Annotated in this window: 19 protein-coding genes and 1 pseudogene; 1 reads left to right on the top strand and 19 read right to left on the bottom strand. The window is 38.7% G+C overall.

Going from position 1 to position 21105, the window contains the following annotated elements:
* Positions 1-40: 40 nt before the first annotated feature.
* The 14 genes and pseudogenes from Q0C11_RS00290 to Q0C11_RS00225 form a co-directional block, all read right to left on the bottom strand.
* Entirely contained in the window at positions 41-1564 is a 1524-nt protein-coding gene (locus Q0C11_RS00290) for an oligosaccharide flippase family protein (protein WP_293004706.1), read from the bottom strand.
* Positions 1561-2775 carry a glycosyltransferase gene (locus Q0C11_RS00285; RefSeq protein WP_293004704.1) on the bottom strand — a complete coding sequence of 405 codons (1215 nt, stop codon included), beginning with the start codon at positions 2773-2775 and terminating at the stop codon, positions 1561-1563. Before Q0C11_RS00285 ends, Q0C11_RS00290 begins: the two co-directional genes overlap by 4 nt.
* A 449-nt stretch (positions 2776-3224) precedes the next feature.
* Positions 3225-4100 carry a sulfotransferase domain-containing protein gene (locus tag Q0C11_RS00280; RefSeq protein ID WP_293004702.1) on the bottom strand — a complete coding sequence of 292 codons (876 nt, stop codon included), beginning with the start codon at positions 4098-4100 and terminating at the stop codon, positions 3225-3227.
* A gap of 62 nt (positions 4101-4162) precedes the next feature.
* Positions 4163-4551, bottom strand: a pseudogene (tnpA, locus tag Q0C11_RS00275) (IS200/IS605 family transposase).
* Between the two features lie 44 nt (positions 4552-4595).
* On the bottom strand, positions 4596-5750 hold the full coding sequence (locus Q0C11_RS00270; protein ID WP_293004701.1) for a glycoside hydrolase: 1155 nt from the start codon (positions 5748-5750) through the stop codon (positions 4596-4598).
* A gap of 263 nt (positions 5751-6013) precedes the next feature.
* Positions 6014-6877: a sulfotransferase gene (locus Q0C11_RS00265; RefSeq protein WP_293004700.1), complete on the bottom strand. Its 864-nt coding sequence runs from the start codon at positions 6875-6877 to the stop codon at positions 6014-6016.
* Positions 6878-6919: 42 nt separating this feature from the next.
* The gene (locus Q0C11_RS00260) at positions 6920-7639 is read right to left on the bottom strand and encodes a sulfotransferase family 2 domain-containing protein (RefSeq protein ID WP_293004698.1); all 720 of its coding nucleotides are present in this window, start codon (positions 7637-7639) and stop codon (positions 6920-6922) included.
* A gap of 197 nt (positions 7640-7836) precedes the next feature.
* Positions 7837-9354, bottom strand: coding sequence for a hypothetical protein (locus Q0C11_RS00255; protein ID WP_293004696.1), 1518 nt, complete (start codon positions 9352-9354; stop codon positions 7837-7839).
* A gap of 178 nt (positions 9355-9532) precedes the next feature.
* On the bottom strand, positions 9533-10219 hold the full coding sequence (epsI, locus tag Q0C11_RS00250; RefSeq protein ID WP_293004694.1) for an exosortase-associated protein EpsI, B-type: 687 nt from the start codon (positions 10217-10219) through the stop codon (positions 9533-9535).
* 115 nt (positions 10220-10334) lie between these two features.
* Positions 10335-11225 carry an exosortase B gene (gene xrtB / locus Q0C11_RS00245; protein WP_293004692.1) on the bottom strand — a complete coding sequence of 297 codons (891 nt, stop codon included), beginning with the start codon at positions 11223-11225 and terminating at the stop codon, positions 10335-10337.
* 15 nt (positions 11226-11240) lie between these two features.
* The gene (gene epsG / locus Q0C11_RS00240) at positions 11241-12146 is read right to left on the bottom strand and encodes a chain length determinant protein tyrosine kinase EpsG (protein ID WP_293004690.1); all 906 of its coding nucleotides are present in this window, start codon (positions 12144-12146) and stop codon (positions 11241-11243) included.
* 28 nt (positions 12147-12174) lie between these two features.
* On the bottom strand, positions 12175-13539 hold the full coding sequence (gene epsF / locus Q0C11_RS00235; protein ID WP_293004688.1) for a chain length determinant protein EpsF: 1365 nt from the start codon (positions 13537-13539) through the stop codon (positions 12175-12177).
* An 83-nt stretch (positions 13540-13622) separates the two neighbouring features.
* Entirely contained in the window at positions 13623-14438 is an 816-nt protein-coding gene (epsE, locus tag Q0C11_RS00230) for a polysaccharide export protein EpsE (RefSeq protein WP_293004686.1), read from the bottom strand.
* A gap of 63 nt (positions 14439-14501) precedes the next feature.
* Positions 14502-15467: an EpsD family peptidyl-prolyl cis-trans isomerase gene (locus tag Q0C11_RS00225; RefSeq protein WP_293004684.1), complete on the bottom strand. Its 966-nt coding sequence runs from the start codon at positions 15465-15467 to the stop codon at positions 14502-14504.
* A gap of 703 nt (positions 15468-16170) precedes the next feature.
* Between Q0C11_RS00225 and Q0C11_RS00220 the strand changes: the two genes are divergently transcribed.
* Positions 16171-16482, top strand: coding sequence for a cupin domain-containing protein (locus Q0C11_RS00220; RefSeq protein WP_293004682.1), 312 nt, complete (start codon positions 16171-16173; stop codon positions 16480-16482).
* 88 nt (positions 16483-16570) lie between these two features.
* Here the strand turns inward: Q0C11_RS00220 and rpmE are convergent, their stop codons facing one another.
* The 5 genes from rpmE to Q0C11_RS00195 all read right to left on the bottom strand — a co-directional run bounded on the left by rpmE (position 16571) and on the right by Q0C11_RS00195 (position 20999).
* Positions 16571-16783, bottom strand: coding sequence for a 50S ribosomal protein L31 (gene rpmE, locus Q0C11_RS00215; protein WP_293004681.1), 213 nt, complete (start codon positions 16781-16783; stop codon positions 16571-16573).
* A 332-nt stretch (positions 16784-17115) separates the two neighbouring features.
* Positions 17116-17748: a response regulator transcription factor gene (locus tag Q0C11_RS00210; RefSeq protein WP_293004679.1), complete on the bottom strand. Its 633-nt coding sequence runs from the start codon at positions 17746-17748 to the stop codon at positions 17116-17118.
* Positions 17749-17751: 3 nt separating this feature from the next.
* On the bottom strand, positions 17752-19194 hold the full coding sequence (locus Q0C11_RS00205; RefSeq protein WP_293004678.1) for a response regulator: 1443 nt from the start codon (positions 19192-19194) through the stop codon (positions 17752-17754).
* 6 nt (positions 19195-19200) lie between these two features.
* Complete coding sequence (locus Q0C11_RS00200) at positions 19201-19647, bottom strand: response regulator (RefSeq protein ID WP_293004676.1); 447 nt, start codon at positions 19645-19647, stop codon at positions 19201-19203.
* Positions 19648-19652: 5 nt separating this feature from the next.
* Positions 19653-20999 (bottom strand): ATP-binding protein, encoded by a 1347-nt coding sequence (locus Q0C11_RS00195; RefSeq protein WP_293004674.1) that lies wholly within the window; start codon positions 20997-20999, stop codon positions 19653-19655.
* Positions 21000-21105 lie beyond the last annotated feature (106 nt).

The following is a 21105-nucleotide window of genomic DNA, read 5'->3' as shown; positions in this document are numbered from 1 at the left end:
TTGTCATAATATGAATATAAATGCTGATATCGATCAATTCTTATATGTTTTTCGAAGTAAAATGCGAAAATAACCGAGCACGGCGACGTAATCCTCGGCTAAGTAATGCCATATCTAATTGGTTTAATGGTTTTACCAACATTAAACCAGGTACATAAGCTACTAAAACAAATGTAAGCGTCCACCACACTCCCAATTTATCTTCAATTACCCAACCAATAGCAGCCAGAAATATAGCAATGCCAAGACCACGCATAGTACCAAACCAGTCTAATTGGATGCGACCAGCCTGATAATTTAACCAAAGTAAAGTCAGACTATTCATTAACCACGCACCTAGCACGATTCCACATACCACGCCCATCAGTCCCCAGCTTGAGCCAATTATTACCGCCACTGGTGTTATTGCAGACAATATGCTGAGATTCTTTAATTGGCGCGTATACGGAAAAATCTGCATAATCATGACAACCAACTGACCTTGACTTGTTGCTCCCAAACCAAGCAACATAATCACCATAACCATGCCAGCATCCATGAAACGCCCGCTACTTGCCAAATCAATTAGTTCATCACCTGCAACACTTAATGCTGCCATACAAATAGCAATTATTAAAAAATTACTTTTCCACAATAAGGCCATTCCTTGTTTAACCACATCAACCTCTCCCGCCACATAGCGAGATATCAGCATAGGTCGAATAATGTTTGCCAACAACTTGGCAGGAAGATAGCGCCCGGCAATTAGCAACAATTGCTGCAAAAAAGCAAACATTCCAGCGATCTCAAGCCCTAAGGTTCTGGCTACAAGAATACGTAGCGCACCAGGGTTAGCAACAGCTCGAAGAAGATTAGCGCTCGCCATGTGCCATGCAAAATTAAATATCTCACGCGCGCTTACATGGAAATCCCCAGCACTTTGTATGTTGCGTAATTTTCGTACTAAGAGAAATTCGGCCAATATTAAACAAACCAGTGAAACGATTAAATCCATCCACAGCAACTGTTCGAGCGACAAACTCTCATTAAATACTAGGATTGCAACACCGGCCAAACGACCAATTGACATTAATGAATGAATCAATTGAGCCCATCTTTGCTCTAAAAGCGATTCCAACATTTCAGTGGCATAGCGAAAACCAATGACAGTAATGATCAATCCCACCGCAACTAAAGTTGCATCTTGCTGAGGCACACTGAAACCTAGCCATGCAGAAATATCTGGCCAGAAAGCAGTTATTAGCGCAGCCCAAATTATCATGATGGCAAAACGAATTAAGGTCATCCAACGCACAAACCATTTTAAAGCACTGGGCGCTCCACGAAACGCTAATTCTGGCAAAAATCGTCGCACTGCTTCAAGCATGCCTAAAGAGCTCAGCGGCGCCATCATTTCCACCATGCCCCACAGAACCATGTAAGCTCCGTAATTTACCGGAGATAATAAGCGAACCAACCAGATTATAAAAATGAAAGAGGCAATTGCTTGCGCAGTTCGCCCTAGTAGATAATGCAGTATAGCTTGACGAAAACGGTTGCCGGAATAAAGACCGGAACTATTCATGCTGCCGATCCAAGCAATATCTTATATTGTGATTCTACTAAGTCGGCAATAACATTATATGTACGATACTCTCGCACCCAATCTGGTCCTTTTGATGCCAGCATTCGCGCACGTTCAGGGTCATCCAGCAATTTACAAACTTCATCAACAAAAGACTGCTCACCCCACGATACACAACGACCAATTCCACTCGACTCCATCACTTGACATTGCTCAGGATGCTCATTAGCAACTATGCATTTCGCCATGGCCATATATTCGATAAGCTTTGTGGGCGAAGTGGAAAGTAACACAGGAACAGGATAGAAAGGCGAAAAGCAGATATCCGCCTGTGCAACCAGTTCCCAGGCTTTCTCCATAGGCATAAAACCAGTCACTGTAACAGCTTCTGACAATTGCAGTCGAGATGCCTCTTCCTCTACTGCTTGACGATCGCTTGGCAACTGACCATCGCCCACATATAACAAACGAGCGTTAGGATAACGTAAACGCACTTGCTGCAGCACACGCACCAGCATCTCAGATTGACGCAGTTGCATAATGCTCCCAAGGTGCAATAACATGGGCGAATGCACATTAGGGGCTTTAGCATCTTCCGCTTTACCTACTTGATCAGCGCGAATACCCATAGGAACGGCAGTCATCTTGGCAGGAGAAACACCCTCTTGTGCAACATCTTCTTTCATTCGGTCGCTTTGCACAAAAATATAATCTGCCGATGGCAGGATTACCTTGTAAAGTAAATTACGGATAATCTGCCCTTTGAGCCAAACAAGTCGATGATGTGGCACAAGCTTATTATGGGCTTGATACAATTTAGATTCGGCGAACGGATAAGACATCCAGTAAATAAAGCGAGCACCCGTCAAGCGGGCTGCCAACCAAGCAATCAAGCTAGCAAAAAACTTATCGCGCACTTGAATTACGTCATACCGATTCTTGAAGGCAAGGTACAAAATCATTAAATCGCCCTGCATACCCAGCAAGTTGTTCAGTATCCGACCGAACAATCCCTGTCGTTTACTCCGCGGAGTGAGATAGACAGTATTTCCCAACCAATCTGTAGGTGATGACAAACTGAGCGCATCTGCCCCTCTTTGCATCAGCCAATCGATTTGATGACCGCGGCTTGGCATCTGTTTAGCGAACAACTCCACCACATCTGCACGGAATGGAGGAAAGCGATCTTCTACAATGTAAAGCATCTTCATAACATCTTTTCTATTAGCAGATTACAAGAATTCAGTATGCTCACTTCCAATCCTTAATTCTTCATTTTTTATTCTGTAAGCAAAGAATTACCATGCTTTTCCGATTAATCAATTTACCGAACGCGCAATTTTTCTGACTTAATTTATTGCTCAGAATCCGCTCTTCACTAGACTTATTAAAACATTAGTGCATTCGGCCAAATATATTTGAACTTAGACAAATTCTGCACACCAGATTAAGTGAACAAACACAACGCTAACGACATAGAATACTGAATTATATCAATACAGTAACATTAGATTAGCATATTACACCAACCTGCTTTTCTTCTAAATGAAAGTTTGAGGCAAAAAAGTCAGGCATTTATTAGCTTATCTCGATCTAATTTTACACAAGTAGCGTAAGTTATACTCTTTAGGAAACACAAAATAAATATCTTACCAAACAGCTATATTGCTTGATTTCTAGGCGCTTTAACTTTTAACCAGCACGATAGATCTAGTTGCAAAATATCTTGCACACGTAAAATATCGTCCCGATAATATCTTAGCCATTGTTGTTGCACATCGACTGCTAATACTTCTGCAGGCGCAAGATTCTTATCTCTAATTCGCGCAAGACGGTTTCTAATAAAAGGAGGAGTATATCGCCGTAACCCAGGTATACGCTTTAATGCACTCAAGCCATCATGTAACCAAGGAAACTTAGGAGTGCCACCGGGGTTGAATCTATATTCAGTATTGACCTGAAAATTTGAGTCGACACCGACAAAGTCAAACAACTCAGACATCAATGTTTGTGGGTCATCAATAAGATCATCAAACAATACAAATTTAAGTTGATCATGACAAAACATCTGCTGATAATTTTGTATTGCATCGGCATACAAGCTAGCTTTTACCCAAAAAGTATCTTCAGTAAAAGCTTCTTCAGGTGATTTTGTTTCCTTCCCCGAACGAAGTCGCATTAGATAATGCGAATAAGCTCGCCCGACCGGATTTCGTAAACACGCAATCATTTTAATAGTCGGCACTACTTTTTTCATTCCTTGCGCAGCAACAGAGCTATATAAATAATAAGGAGAAACTTCCCCTTTAATTTGATCAACCCGGGCATCTTCAAAAAGTGACTCATACTCGGCAAGATTGGATACCATAAACTGCTGGCGATTCATTTCGGCATGTGCTCTATTATTTGGATCAAAAGCAAAAAAATTGGGTTCTTTTACTTTTGTCATAAAAACATTAGGGTGCTGGCCAAAGTAATGATGCAATGAAGTTGATCCCGCTTTAAATGCGCCAATTACTACAAAGTCAGGTAACATTTTAATAACTCTCACTTAGAAAATTACCTCCGGCAAAGCCAGAGGCTTATGGGGTGAGCGCCTCAAAGGCGCCCTAAACCATGAGTCGCCCAAGGGCGGTTAACGTCCAATATAAATTGGTCGTAGCGTTCATCCTCATGCTCTTGATTTCGGATATACGTCCTGACTATTCCTTCTCAAGCCATAGTCGAAACAAAATACCCTCGAGCCCAGAAAACCTTGCCAGTGAGATTCTTTATTCGACCTCCGAAATGCCTCGCTATTACAATTGCACTCTTCCCCTTGATGTACTCCATCACGTTCGATACCGCATATTTTGGCGGAATGCTGAGGCACATGTGCACGTGACCCGACATGATGAGCCCTTCTACAATCTGTGCTTCTTCGGAATGAATACCACATGGCACTTACAATCCCACCTTGTGTGGGACAAGCTCTGATACTCTTTCATCTTGAATTTCCTTCACTTAGTCGAAATAAAAAATAAAACTATTTTTAATCAACACAAGAAGTATAGGCCTTGGGGCAAATCGAGTTCAAACCACCAAAAGGATCTCTCGCTATATCAGGTCCATTTAGTAGTTCAAGCACCTTGGAATAGTATTTCGGATTACGCGTCCAGAAAATATAATTGGATTTCAGATTATCTCGTGCGAAAGCAAATATTTCTGGAACAGTTGGCACACTACCTGCACCATCGTTACGAGTATTCATATAATTTTTGTGCATCACCTGAGGAGCTAAGGGTATGATTCCTGAAAGTTCGGGATAAAAATGATAAATGCCTCTTGGTGCGTTTCGCACAGCATTACGATTCAACCCCGGCTCATCTTTAAAAACATCCGGGCCACTTAACGCCGTTCCCATTTCTTTTAATCTCCTCACAAATGACTCTAGAATTGGGTGGGGGTAATTTACTTCCTGAATCGTCATAGTATTCGGAAAGTAAGACCGCATTTTCTGGTGAACGCTAAGCAAATTTTCATAGAATTTAGACAACTGATGAGCAGGCTGGGGAACGATCGGTTCTCCATATGCAGTTTCTATCATACCAATACCCTCAAAGTATGGGTGAGAATTGTAACGCTCCCCCATCACCCTGAATAACTCAACCAAACGATCATGCACCTGCGAATTCCATAATGCAATATTGTATCCTCTTGGCGCCGTGCTGCCATGGCTACTATAAGCAAACTCACCACCATCATAATCACTTGCCTTCAAGTAATCTGGCACAAGCTTCCCTGTTGGCTTCCCTATTGGAACAAATGACTTTGTTTGCACCTGAATGACAAGACGTTTTCCTATTGCAGCAAGTTCAGCAAGCCGCTGATCAATCGATGTGAAGTCATACACACCTTTTGCTGTTTCTAGTTCTGCCCAGAAATAGCGAATTTGTATCCCACGCAATGCTGGTGTTGCTTTGAGCTCCTTATAAACTTGTGTCATATATTTCGGGTCATTTTTACCCAGACCTAAAATAGTACAGTAATGTCCTGGATGCCATTTCACTGGATTAGCTTTTGTGCTATGACTAAATAAGAAAGTACTAATGGTGAAAAGCAATACAAGTCCGGTGAAATACTGCTTTTGTCTAACCCCGATGATGCTAGGTGTTATTAATGTGATTATGACACTCGCAGCTTTCATTAGTATTTTAAAGTTTCTATATACGGATATCATCTAAATTTAATTAAAAGTTGAACCAATTTAGCGAAGTTACTCTGCGACAGAGCACGAATAACACCTTGCGAGGAGGTCTGCAATGAAGAACTAATTGACACGCCAACATATTTTCTCGGCAACATTCATAATAGTGACGAGGCTATGGCAGCCGCTAATTTAACCCAAATCTTTTGACCTCCGCGAATTAATTAGCATAAAGCCAGCTTATCTACCGTAATTGATCTTGATCAATCCTGCAACGCTACCCAGCTCTGCCAAGGTAATTTCTTTAGATTAAGCTGACGCAATAATTCGTTCATGTCATTAGCCAATTCTTCTTGCAAATGTTTTCGTGTATCCTCACGCATCGGTGGAACAACTTGCCTCAATTCAATTTGATTATGATTTCGACGCAAATTACGGACTAAATCATTATTCTTAACTGCTTCGACAATTCTCTTTCCACCCACATATCGGCCAATTCTTCCAAATTGTTTAAGCAGCTGATCCAATTTAGCATTTTTAACAACAATACTTTCATTCACTTTTTTCTCTAGAAACCAAGATTGATGATCCTCATTAATGCTTAAGAAACGGTATAAATTACGTGCTTGTATCTTAGGATTATCGCGAATATCTTCTTGGAAGATTACTGACACTTGATTTTCTGGGAAGATTTCCAACCAACGAGCGAGGTGCTTAGCGTAGCGAGACTGTTCTACATACATTGGATTATTGGCTAGTCCATCTTCAAAACTTAATTTCTGGCCAGAAAAATATCCTTGTCTTACCACGTGCAAATGGTTGGAATAAGCACGTTCAATTGGGTCTCGCAGCAATATCACGATCCGCATTTCTGAATTGTATAGAAAAACACGACTAGGTGTATCGCTATCAGCAAAGTACGAAGGTGAAATTTCTCCTTTGGCATTTACCGCACTGGCATCCCCTACTTGTTTCTCGTACCACTGATAACCACGACCATAATAAGTTGAGAAAAAATCGCTTTCCTTACCTTGAAATATCGCCACTTCCGGATGATCTGATAGAACACGATGCACCCATGTAGATGCGCATTTCTGTGCACCAACACCTATAAAATTGATTTTCATATTTAATTTATTTTAGGAGATAAAACGACATCGGCGTGGCAATTAATGGTCAAATGAATAACCAAACAATTCAATATCGCGCGAATATAACTTAGCCACGACCTCAGCGCTAGCATCATTGTAATAACTACGATAATCTCCTTTCAGGCTATGATTTATTTTTACTAAATTAGTCGCCACTCCCAGTCTTTCGGCCAAGATTTCAAAATCGCTCCCCAAGGCTTCGAATCTACCAATAAAATCTACATCGACTTTGCCATTCTTGCCGACTACATATTCCCACTGTGGAATAAAATGTAAAACACGGTAAATGTCAGAGGATGTCAATCCATACAAAATAAAGCTTTGGAAACTATCAAATTTATCCAGATATTCACGTGACCATACTTTATCCTGCTCAGTTAACCCCCCCTTCTTTAAAAAAACATAAGCAGATACTAATCGATCCCAAGGATTGCGTACAAAGGCAAACTTAAAATAATTATTATAACATTCGGCTCCAAATATCACTTGATAAGTTCGTGCTGTAAGGTGTCCCCCACCTAAACAACCGAAGAATGCTTGACAAACTGATATACCGGCAGTTTTGGGAATATGTATAAAAATGCATTGCAAGTCGTCATACGGTTTTAAGGAATAACCATCACTACTGACCTGCTGCCTTAGCGCTTTGTATTGTCTCCGCCGAGTATATCCTTTAATATCTTGGCGCACTCCGAAAGGAATTATTTTTCCATAAACCTCTTTGAGCCATCCTTGCATCAGATTTCCTTGAAAATTATTATAAAAATATCTTTTTATAAAATATAACTGATCATAATCTTTCTTCAGTGTGTCGTACTTGCAATCCCATGTCCTATGCGCCAGTATCTAATAATCTCTCACTTGATTCATTGATAACTTATGTAAATCAGGTAATCGATTTCTCGGAAAAATCTTTATCAGTCTCCTGATATAACTCAAGAATTACCGCATTTATTTAAGAATCTCGACCAGTAAGCAGCCTGACCTAACATCAGCATCATAAGAAACTGAATCGGGTTCGAGTACAAATGAAAGTTCTTATAAGGCATTGTTAAAATCAATAAGAATAATCCTACCGCACCTATCCTCAAAAAAATACGATGAATTTCTGGAATAACATCATAGCCAGCAGCACGCTCCGAAGCTTTTGCTCCTAGTAGTAATATAAAGAAGAAAACCAAATGTCCCAAAATACCTACTTCCCATAATAATATGAGGGATGAAGATGTATTTATCTTGTAGAGGAAGCGATCCACTAGTTCCCCTGTTCCGATTCTACTTTCATAAGTTGCTCCCATACCGTAACCAAATAAACTGTGTTGCAAATCACCACTACCAACGTTAATATTCCACCAATTTAGTAACAGATTTACACGACCCAATTCACGACCATCATATGTCTCCGTCTCAGGATCTAAGGCTCTCATCACTCGATCATAAGTTGAAGTAACTTGATTTTTCTTGAATGTATGCGTTGAGACGTCTCCATAGTGAAGTTTCTCATAAAATGTAAATAAAGCTCCAACTAACAGAACAGCACCTATCATAACAACAATAAACTCAACAGGTCGCTTCAGCAGCACTTTACGATAATACAGGCCTATGATAACCGGAAGCAGTATGACTGCTGCTTTAACTTCCGCCAAACCAAGCGTAAGAAGCCCAAACAATACAACTAAAACCACCTTTAAACCAGTAAGTTTTCCTTCACGCCATAATGCAATCGCAGTTAACATAGCAATCAACAACATAATGGCCATTGCAGCGCTATCTCCTCCGCCCTCTATAACACCATGAAATGTGCCTATCACAGCATCCCACGGTGACGTCCGTACACTACTTGGAACTACAAAAAAATATTGATAAATCGCCATCGGGAACTGTAGAATAGCTACAATCATAAGAGCTTGCCACAATTGCATTATCATTTTCTCAGATATTAAGCCAAACATGATAACCAGCATTAATGGCCACATGAGAAGATAATACCGTGATGCATTTATAATTTCAGAAAAGTAAGGTCGATCAATCACAGTAGAAAAAAGTACCAGTACAACTAGGATGATAGGACCCCAAAGTTCACTAGAGAATGAAACTGACTTTATACTTGTTCTAGCACGTAACAAATGAAGCAGCACTGGTAACAACAATGCCGCACTTACCAAAACTGTAAACCATTGAAGCTGTGAAAAACGGAGAAAATAGGCGCTTGGTCCAGTGACTAGAAATGCCCCCCAAAATAATATCCAAACTGTCCAAGCAACCGGTGCAGCAAGAATAAAAAAAATGCCAAATAAAACCAGCAGAGGAACCAGAAGAATTAAGTTTCCAGATGCGGCAAGTATGCCACTAAGAATTGATAAAATTAGTACACTAAATAGCAACAAGACAAAAACTAACGTTTTGGAATTTAGATTACTATTAAAAAGTCTGGATGATATTTCCGCTTTCATAATAAACAAGGCCTACTTATATCTCACTTAATTTTGTTGTATACATGAAAGATTGACCAAACTCATATGCTCACTATTTTTGCACGCTGAATTTGTATTTCCTATTTTATAATCATGGATTTATAGACCAATACTGACCATGTCTCCAGCACTCTTCCCAGCATCCATAGATATACTACTATGCCTGAAAAGAACCTATTAATCTTACTCGTTCATTAACATTAACAGCTAAAAGTAGATCTTGAATAAAGATAGCTTGAAGTTGATAAGCCACATCATTATCATTATCTATAGAAGAAATTCTCACCAAAATGCCGTCTGGAATATTTCCTGTCAAACCGTAACGTAATTGTTGCAACTTTTGATCAAATCCTGGCAAAACAGCTTTATTGCCAACCGTAACCCAATATGTAATTGGTTCATTTCGATTACCTTTGGTAGCCAGTAAACGCTTAATCGGTAATTTTCCATATTGAGTCAGTAGCTCTCCAGGAAAAATCTTCCTTATCTCGAAACCCTGTGCGTAATAACATACTTCAGGCTTATGTACCGACAGATTATCACTCTGATCTCCCCCGTAAGCCACTGAAAGCATAATGCGCTCACCTTGGGAATTGACATAAGTTCTGGCTAGTGTTTGGTTATAAATTTTGTCAAGATTAGCTTGAGTCTCAGCGTCTACTTGTAATGGAACAATTGTTCTGTCGATTTGCCAATCTCCAAATCTATCAGGAATCATCGTTTCAAGATTGATCTTTTCCTGATAATCAGCAATTTTCTCGGTGGGAGTAAAAGCCATTGTTAAAGCACCTGATGACACCATCAATACTCCAATTAATATATTAATTATTAGAGGCTTATTCATTAATACTCTCCTTTTTTACTAATAGCACTAAAGAAATGTTGTTTTATAAAATTATTCTTAAGCAACCTAATTCACATCTCCACCAACCACTAAGTAATATCTAATTAATTGATAACTAGATATTACTTAGTGGTTGAGTAACATTGACACGCTGCGCTCGCGAAAAATACTGCAACAATCCGTCCACTCCAAGAATTAGTACTAATGCACTAATAAATAAAACCATGCCAGCAAACCCATGAAGAAACCCTTGTCCTGCAGCGTCACCATAGTGGTAAGTTATCAAAGTAAGTACGATAACGCGAATAACGTTAGCAGTAAAAGAAATAGGTATTATAAGAATAGCCAATGCCACGTTTCGAAAAACCGAAGTATGATTGACAAGATTCAGATAAAACAAACCTAATGCCTCCAAAGTTAGTAATGTCTGTAATCCCGCACATGCATCAGCCACAAGAAGTTGATATTGACCAATTTGCAAAATCACACCATTTCTCGCGATAGGATAATTTGCCCAAAACAAAATATTCTCTGCAACATACGAAACTGCCATCTTCATCGGCATAGTAAAAAAACTAACTATTGCACCTGGTAACGGAATCATAAATAACAAGAAAAACAATGGGAACCACATGATTTTTAGCGCAATATAACCGCGCTTAATAAGTAATATCGCTGCTAAAACCAGAATAAAAGAACCAATCTCTAATATTAATATCTGTTGAGAACCGCCAATAATGTAAAAAATTAGAGCGACCACGAGGATGACCCACCCGAAGACTGAAGTTGATTGGGCATCACTTTCTTTAATCATTATTTTCCACTTTCGGAACATAAGCCACAATGAAAGTATCAAAATTATTGGCCCGTGAGCCTGCTCTTCATTTGTCCATATTCCATTTGCCAAACCATAAAAAGTGGGAATATATAAAGCCAATGCGCCTAAAATTATAGGCCACCAGTTTAGTATCTCTGATTTAGTACTACTTAATTGATATGAAGGCATGATTAAATTTATCTACTAAAAATCAATTAGCACTGAGCCTACAATCTCAGCGCCGCTATATTTTAGTTGTTCACTCATTGCGTTGATATCAGTTAAGCGAGTATTGTTCTTGTGCGCAACTATGAGTGCGCCATCAGTGCGAGCGGCTATAGCAAGCGCATCAACTCCATTAGAAAATGCTAAAGTATCATAAAGAATAACATCGTACTGACTCGCAAGTTGATCATTCATTTCGTCGAAAGAAGAACGATTAAGGAGTTCCAAGGGATTTGGTGGCAACGTGCCCGCAGGCAACACCGAAAGATCAACAAATGAATCTATTTTAGCAATAACCTCAGACACATTAGCGCGAGCAACAAGCACATCAGACAAGCCTTGTTTGTTTTTCAAATTAAAAATCTCATGCTGCTGCGGACCACGTAAATTGGCATCGATTAACAGTGTCCGCTCACCAAGTTGAGAAAACACTACTGCAAGATTCGCAGTAAAAAGACTTGCCCCTTCATTTGGGTTACAACTAATTATTGCTAGTGCTTTACGTTCAGAAGTAAACCAACGTAGCATTAATTGGCTTCTTACTGCGCGAAAAACTTCAACCTGAGTGCCAAATGGTTGATATGCAACTACCAATTCCGGCGGATGATTTCCTTGTCCAGGTAATAAATACGGATAATCGAATTGTTGTGCTAATACTAACTGGATATCTGCTTCAGTAATTAGGCCTAACTTTATTGCCGCATCACCAAAGCGCAAGCCACTTTCTTTCTGCAATCGTAATATACGCTCAGCCTCAACAGGAGTAATTTTCCCCATATCCAACAAAATGTGCCCGATACTAAACTTACGTACAGCAGCCGCGTTTGTAGTGATAGAGCCGGAACCGCTCAGCTTCTCTGTTTCTAAAGAATCTGGAATGCTCATTTTCTTTCCTTTAAACTTTCTGAATCATTCATCGTAGCAAACGAGGTAATGCTAATTGTAAGCGTCTTTGTTTTGGAATGCCTCGCTTTATAATGCCAAGCACGGGAGCATGGAGTACATCTATCAAATCCTCTGCTGAGCGCACACGACGATCAATCATCTCTGCAAGTAATCCTGCCCCTACCCCCAACAAGGTTCCCAAAAATGCTGAAAGAACTAAATTGAGTAGTATCTTAGGACTATCTGGCTTATCCGGAATTTTTGCTGTGTCAAGTATGGAAACACTTGATAAGTTAGATTGTCCCTCAAGAGTCGTTTGATTTAAACGTTGCATTGCACTGTTATATGCCTGTTGCGCACCTTCCACGTCTCTTTCAAGAATTTGAAGCTCATCTCTCGAACGATTCAATGTTAGTATTTTCTTTTTCTGCTCTTCAAGAGCCTTACTAATCTCGGCCTCTTGATTAACAGCGCTTCTGTCAGTAAAACTTATGTGCCTACTAAGTTCAGATCTAAGTTTGTCAACTTCTGCTTTTGCTCCAATGTAACTGGGATGATTTTTTCCCAATTTTTGAGAAATATCAGAGAACCTTGATTCGGCTTGCGATAAATTTATTTTAAGATTGTTAATGACCGCATTTCTAGTAACACTAAGTCCTTCGCTTGTCCGGCTAGTACCATCTAACTTTGAATCCGCACCAATCAAATCCGCTTGCGCTGCCACCAATTGACTTGCAAGATCGTTCAAGCGCTTTGTTTCAATATCAAGTCGATAATCTGCGTCAACAATTCCTTCTGAATGTTGATATTGTGATAGTTTTTTTTGTGCAATTTCCAATCTGTCACGTAATACATTCAAATGATCAGTAAAAAAAGATGCTGCCTTTTGCGAAGGTTCAACGGTGAGGCGTATGCTTATTTCTTGATATGCATTTGCAAAAGCATTGGCAATAACGGAAGTAAAAACAGGGTCTGCACCCTTAAAGCTGATACGAATCACACTACTATCACGCGAAGTTTCAATTTCCAGATTTTTAAGAAGTAAAGCAGCCAACCATTCGCGCATCCCCAAGGTAGAATTACTTTGTTTATGTTGGCTTACAACAGCTTCATTTTGATCAAGCCGCAGTTGATCAACTACCATCAATGCGGTTCTTGAGCTTTTTATAATATCCAATTGCGTAGCCATGTAACCTGTGATTTGCTGGTGTGACATTATTAATCCTGTCACAGGATCTGCACCTTTATGGGTAAGCACCATTACAGCTGTTGACTTGTAGCTCTTTGACATTAACAAGCTAACCAATAAAGTAGTTGACATCGTCACAACAAGTGTCAAGAGTATCAGTTTATGGCGCGCTAATATAATAAGAAAAAATCGAGAAAAATCCATACGCACAATCCTATTTTGAACCTCATTAAGTTACATTACGCTATTTACTTCATAGGTTAAATCGAGAAACTCTAGATCAGATATTAGAACAGACTTTCTTTGATAAAAATTACATCGTCAGGCTCCACTAAATCACTCGATTTAAGAGGTAAAATCTGCAGATTTCCCGCTCCGTCACGGCGCTGAATCCGCAAACCACGCTCGGTACCTCGTGTAGTTAATCCACCGCCCACCGACAGCGCCTGCATAACCGTCATGTTGCGCTCAAGCTTATATACTCCAGCACGTTGCACTTCACCATAGATATAAAAACGAGACGCTCTTTCAACATAGACTAGATCATCACTTCTTACGTTCAAATCACGAGTCAAATTGCCAGAACGAATCATCTCTAAAACATCAATTACTTCTTTAACATATTGATTACCATTCGAACGAATCAAGGTAATCTGATCTGCTCCATCAGGGACGATCCCTCCCGCCATAGCCAGAATTTCGGTCAATCTGCGTTTACCTTCGATTGGATATCGCCCTTGGTTACGTACATAGCCAAGCACAGATACCATTTGACTTTGCAACGAAGCAGTAATGATATTTACTTGTGGTTTACGTAAGATATCTTTACTCTCCAGCAGATTAACTATCTTTCTTTCCGCTTCAGAAGGTGTTAGTCCATCAATAAATATTTCGCCCAGCAATGGAAAAGTTATGTTTCCAGCCTCACTTACTTTTACCTCAGTTGTCATGTCCGGTTGACCAAACACAAATATTTTTAATGTGTCACCTGGACCTAAAACACTTTCTTTTTTCTCTCCGGCAGCCGCATTAGCGATGCCAATCGTCGAAAGTAGTGCCAAAACCATAATCAATAACTGCCCTTTCTTCATAATATTTTCCATTTACCTATATCCTTAATTTATCCTATGTCAAATAGATTAAATATATCCTAAGCATAAACATACTTATTTTAAACCAGAAATACCTCGTTCAATTACTCCTTCAGATACTGCTCCAGATGGATTGTCGTTGCTATCCAAAGTTTCAGGAGAAATTATGGGTAACTGATCACCTGATTTCTCTGTATTGGGTTCTGGTACTTTTGCATTTAGATATTCGATCTTTGCCGAAGCGCGTAGACGCGCAATTTCAGCGTCTGTTTCTTCTTTATATTTTTGATTGATCAAGAATCTTTCAATTTGTGGTGCCGCAGCAGTTTCTGAAACTGAATTATCTTTAATCGCATTAACTGAAATCAACACAGTTTTTTCTTGTTCATTTATAATAAAAATAGTGTCTTTGCTTTTCTCACGTAACATTGATACTAACTGCAGCGGAAGATCAGCACTACTTCGTGTTGCAAGGCTGCGAAAATATTGAATTTTGTTTTTATCAAGCCAATTTACAACCTCATCTACAGACTTTGCTGCATCTATTATTTTCTTCAGTTCTTCACTAACATCCTTAGTTGCTACTCGCACAGTAGTTAAATCAAACTGTTTTCGCTGAGCAAACAACTCTGGGTTTTTCTGATAATAATCATCAATCTCAGCTTTAGATGGTTTTGCAATCTTGCTAACAATTCCTTGCAAATATGCTTGTGCAATTACTTGAGCATTTGCACGCTCACGTGCCTGCATCACGTCAGGTGTACGATCAAGTTTATTTCTTATGGCTTCATCTACGATCAACTGACGAGCAATCAGTGATTCCAATAATTTCTCGCTAGCGGTCTCATACTGATCAGCGCGGATACTACTTCGCCTTACCTCATCGTTAAGTTGAAGCATTGTAATCTCGGAGCCATTAACACTAACTATTGATTGCCCAGATTTTTTTGCTTTAGGCTCTTTATCGCAAGCAGTAAGAGCGAAAACGATAATAAGTGCAAACCCTATTATCGAAATCATCCTTATATGTGCTACTGCCATAGTACTTTCCCCTTTATTTATGACAAAAATTTCAATCAGACTGCTCCATATATGCTTAACATGGCAAACTATTCCATAGCAAAATTACAAAAAATATCAAGTAAAATTAAACGCTTACATACATCAAGGGAGCCAGCAATCATTTCACGCTAGCTACGACAATTCAACTTAAAACTTTAATACTTATTATGAATCAGATATATATTAATATATTCAAAGAAAAATCAAAAATAGTAAATTTAAATAACCTATACCACTGTAAGTAGCATAATATTCACTGCGGATTTATTTTTAATCATTCAAATCAAGAAATGTAAATTTGAATCCACAGAGATTAATCCTGATTTACTAACATCATCTTACATCAAATTTCATCTCGAGTTGGTGTATACCTCTATTCTGAGGCTTCTAAGAAATATTAAAGTAATAAATATCCTAACTATTACACCTTATTTTATTCTTCATAATTTGGGATGTGAAGTAATGGCCAGAGGATCAAGTGAGCTAAAAAGTACGCGAATTATGTTTTCTCTCTCAGATATGAGAAAGCAATCTTTTAAAGAAACGTGTGCTAGTAGGCATTCAACTAAATTGACTTTCAATAAACTCACACGATGCTGTAAGGTAGCCAGCGCTACAAGCGAAAGAACCATTAACACTGACCATTGTGACTTATTGAGCAGCCTTACTTATCAAAACAAAAATGAAATCGCAAAATATTTTCTCAGAAATTCCTAAGAATTTGGAACATGAAATTTTCGATATTTTAATCAAAAATGATACGTTAACAATTGAAAGAATTATTTCGAAAGGCCAACAATCGTCGTCTTGGTATGATCAGAAAGAAAATGAGTGGGTGATGGTTCTCAAAGGGGAAGCTATACTTACTTTTGAGGATCAGACTTCTGTGCCACTTAAAAAAGGGGATTTCATTAATATTCCTTCTCATAAAAAGCACAGAGTCTCATGGACAGACCCAGAAAAAGAAACTATCTGGCTTGCTATTCATTACTGATAGCATATTTACATCGAATTTGGATATCATAAAGTCTTCAGTCGTACACCTGAAGTTGATGGTTAATCAATAGCAAAAGTACTAAAAATTACTTGGATGGTTGTTTATTGTATTTTTGACGGAATTTCTCAACTCTACCCGCAGTATCGACAATTTTCTGCTTACCCGTATAAAACGGATGGCAAAGTGAACACACCTCAATATTTAAAGGTTTATTCATAGTTGAGCGCGTATTAAAAACATTACCACAACTGCAAGTCACAGTTATTTCATGATAATCTGGATGAATCTCTGCTTTCATTGCGAATATCCTTAATTATTCAATCCCAAAGGGAAACTAAAAGTGGCGTATTATCCTTTAATGTTTGTATCGGCGCAACTATCAGTTTCTCCCTGTGATAGAACAAAAACCTTGACATGATACTCAGCACGATCAGAAAACTGATCCCCCACACAACTCATTACGCTCTGGACATTCATGACGATAGGATACATCTATTGCCAGAAGCAGTCTTGCGAAGCAAGACGCTTACGTCACACAAACCCATCGTTGCCTCACTTTTTAGCAAAGAGCGACCAAAGGCGAAATATTAAGCTATTTTTTCATAATTAGAGAATTGAATTTGCACTCTCTTACTCAAGTAGTTTGTGCTGAATCGCATATCGAATCAATTGCGCATTATTTTTCATACGCATTTTTTCCAGAATGCGTGAGCGATAAGTACTAACAGTTTTGACACTGAGGGACAATTTCTTGCCTATGGAGGTTAAAGGCTCTCCAGAGACGATAAGTTTAAAAACATGGAATTCCCGGTCTGAGAATGTGGTATGTGTCAATTTCTCTGAATCCATAATCGGATTAAACAGGAGTTTCTCTGCTAGCTCGGGATTAACATATTTTCCTCCATTGGAGAGTCGACGCACCACATTAATGAGCTGATCAGTTGGACTGTCTTTTGTCATATATCCAGATGCTCCAGAACGAATTGCCCGGATCGCATATTCATCTTCAGGATACATGCTTAACACCAGCACACATGAGGATGAATCTGCAGATAAAATTCGTTTCAGAACTTCCAATCCATTCATGTCGGGAAGGTTAATGTCCAGCAAGATAATATCCCAATCGCATTCCTTTGTCTTTTTTATGACATCTTTCCCATCAACCGCTTCTGCAACAACTTCAATATCATCTGTTTCACTAAAAATTCGTTTAAGCCCATCACGAAATAATGTGTGATCATCTGCAATCAATACCTTAACCATCTGTTAATTCTCCTGCAATGCTGTTAAGGCTAGTGGTATTCTAAGTATTACAACACTGCCCTGTAACGGTGTGCCTGATATTTCAAATTTACCACCAAGTTGTTGTGTTCTTTCATTCATGCCGATAATTCCAAATGACTGAGGATTTAATATTTGCGACTCTGTAATACCAACACCATTATCTTTAATCGTAATAACAATATCGTCTTCACCTTCTACAAGCTCTACATCAACTTTGTTTGCATGTGAATGCCGGGCAATGTTGATAAATACTTCCTGGATAATTCTAAAAATATTGGTTTCGTAGTTTTTATCGTGACAAGATAAATCAGATAGTGCAGATTCCAGTGTACAAACAATATTTGTCCGCTGTTCCAATTCACGCACCAGCCATTCGATGGCACCCAATAATCCTAAATTATCCAATACATTAGGACGTAAATTTACTGAAACCCGACGCGCGGTATCGATGGCTTCACCCGTTAATTGATATAACAATTTAATTCGTTCGTGTATGGGTTCTGCAATTATTTTTTTAGAAAGCCAATCCAGATCCATTCTCAGAACTGCCAAAGTTCCGCCAAGAACATCATGTATTTCACGGCCAATCCTAGTTCTTTCCTCTTCTCGCACATCTTGCAAATGCACGGCCAATCGACGCAGATTCTCAACCATCTGCTTATGTTCAGTAATATCTTCTATCATACATAAATAACATATTTCATCATTCGCAATGACTTCGAACTGCACAATAGAAATTTCAATCCAGATAACTGACGTATCCTGACGAAGAACTCTTTTTTTTATCTTACAATCAGCTAGATCATTAACTAGAAATAGTTCAATATCATAATAATAAGACTGCAAATCATCTGGATGGATAATATCCGCATGACTAATATTAATAAGCTCCTCCACACGTCTACCAACAATGGATGCATATTTCGGATTCACATCGTAGTATTTTCCGGTTTTTAAATTAACCAATGCAATACCTAAAGGGGCTTTTTCAAAAATTGTCTGAAACCGATTCTGTGCTTTCCTATTACTTTCCTCAATACGCTGCCTTTCAATTGAATAGCGAATCACCCGTGCAAGCACACCTTCAGTAAGACTGCCTTTCACGAGATAGTCTTGTGCGCCGGCTTTTATCGCTTTGATTGCAAGTTTTTCATCATCCCTAAAAGATAAAACGGCAATCGGTATACCTGCCGCATGTTCCCGTAATTGATTTATAGTTGCAATTCCATCGCTATCGGGCAAAGTGAGGTCTGATAATATTAAATCAAAAGATTCTTTGTGAATTAGCACTAATGCAGAACTTAACCGCTCTACATGAGTCACCGTCACCTGATCACCCATTGCATACTGTAGATCACTCTGCACCAGTATCGCATCAGTCTCATTATCTTCAATTAATAAAATATGAATCTTAGGTGCGATCATCACACATTAAGGCTCATAGAGCGTTGAAGTAGAGAACCAATAATCATTGATTGAATTTGCTATTTTTATACAATCATCAAAATCAATCGATTTTTTAATATAACCATTTGCATGGTTCCGGTATGCAGATCGCACATCTGCTTTAGTTTTAGATGAAGTATAAATAATGACAGGTATGCTTTTCAAATCAAGATCATCCTTCAGCTCTTTTAATACTTCCAATCCACTTTTTCTCGGCATATTTAAATCCAGCAAGATGATATCTGGACGAGGCACATGACAATATTGTCCTTGTTGGCTTAGAAATTCTAATGCATACGCACCATCTTCAGCTACATACACATTACAATTCTCACTACATAAAGCAAAAGCTTCTTTAATCAACAAAACATCAGTGGGATTGTCATCAATCATCAAAATGATATTGGGTTCAGTATTATTTTTAAGGTGCATTGTATTTATTTTATTTTGGGGATCGTGAAATAAAATGATGAGCCTACGTTAAGTTCTGAATTGACCCATATCCTTCCTCCATGGTGTTCCACTACTTTCTTACATATTGCCAAACCAATCCCTGTGCCTGCATAGTCTTTGCGGCTATGTAATCGCTGGAATACTCGGAAAATTCGTTCTTGATATTGTTTCTCTATGCCAATTCCATTATCCGATACTAAAAAAATCCACTCATCTGATTTTTCTTTTACGCCAATATGGATTATGGGTGCCTGAACTCCTCGGAATTTAAGCGCATTATTGATTAGATTAGTAATTAACTGAATAAACTGAAACCGGATTCCTTTAACAACTGGAAGCTGATCATGCGTAATGATCGCATTACATTCGCTAATGGTAACTAATAAATCCGCTTCCACATCTTTTAGCAGTTGCTCACAGTCTATTTTCACAAGTTCTTGACTAGCACCTACCTGTGCGTAGGTTAACAAATCATCAATAAGTTGTTGCAAACGATGAGTGCCGGCCACCGCATGTGAAATCAAATTAATCGCACGTTGATCCAATTGCGTATGGCAGTATTTATTGAGCAATTGAACAAAACTGTTAATAGCCCTGAGCGGTTCTTGCAGATCATGAGTAACAACATACGCAAACTGTTCCAGCTCATCGTTTGACCGTGCCAATTCTGCAACTTGTTTTTCCATTCTTTGCTCTAGCAGCTTGTATTCTGTTACTTCGTTAAGTATCGCAATGTATTGGTACGGCAATCCGGCAGCATCAAGAAAAGGTACAATTGTCATAGTAACCCAATAAAATGTTCCATCTTTAGCACGGTTCTTGAGTTCCCCTTTCCACGCTTTTCCTTTTGTAATTGTGTTCCATAAATTAAGAAAAAAATCTTTGGAGTGATAACCGGAATTAACAATTCGATGATCTTGCCCAATTAGTTCATCAAAAGAATACTTAGAAACAATGCAAAATCTTTCATTGACATAACTAATTTTTCCTAAATTGTCTGTGATTGCCATGATCGCATGCTCATCAAATGCGCTCTCAATAGCACTAGCTGCATCCAGAGATACTGTTTTTTTATCCAAAAGCCAATTTCGTTCCAGCCATAAACCTAGATCATCGGCTATGCTCTGCAGAAAGATTGCATGTTCATTTTCAAACAAAGATATAACACCAATATCTTTAGAAGATATTCCTATCTGGCCACGAATTCTGCCATTCGTCATTATCGAAATAGAAAATTTATGATCCAGCGTGTGTAAAACGCTGCTCTCTCTGTAGCTTTTATCATCGATGTCGATAAAGGGAAAAATTTGATTGGGCAGATACCCTATCATTTTTATATTCTCTATCAACTTTTGGCACAATTCGTCAATAAAATGGATTCTCAACATGTCGTGTGAGCTTTCATACAAGCAAGCCAATTTAGTCCACTTCAATTGA

Origin of the sequence: Nitrosomonas sp., from assembly GCF_022842015.1 — a bacterium.
Lineage (GTDB): Bacteria > Pseudomonadota > Gammaproteobacteria > Burkholderiales > Nitrosomonadaceae > Nitrosomonas.
Note: the sequence above shows the minus strand (reverse complement) of the source record. Positions and strands in the feature narration are given on the sequence as shown.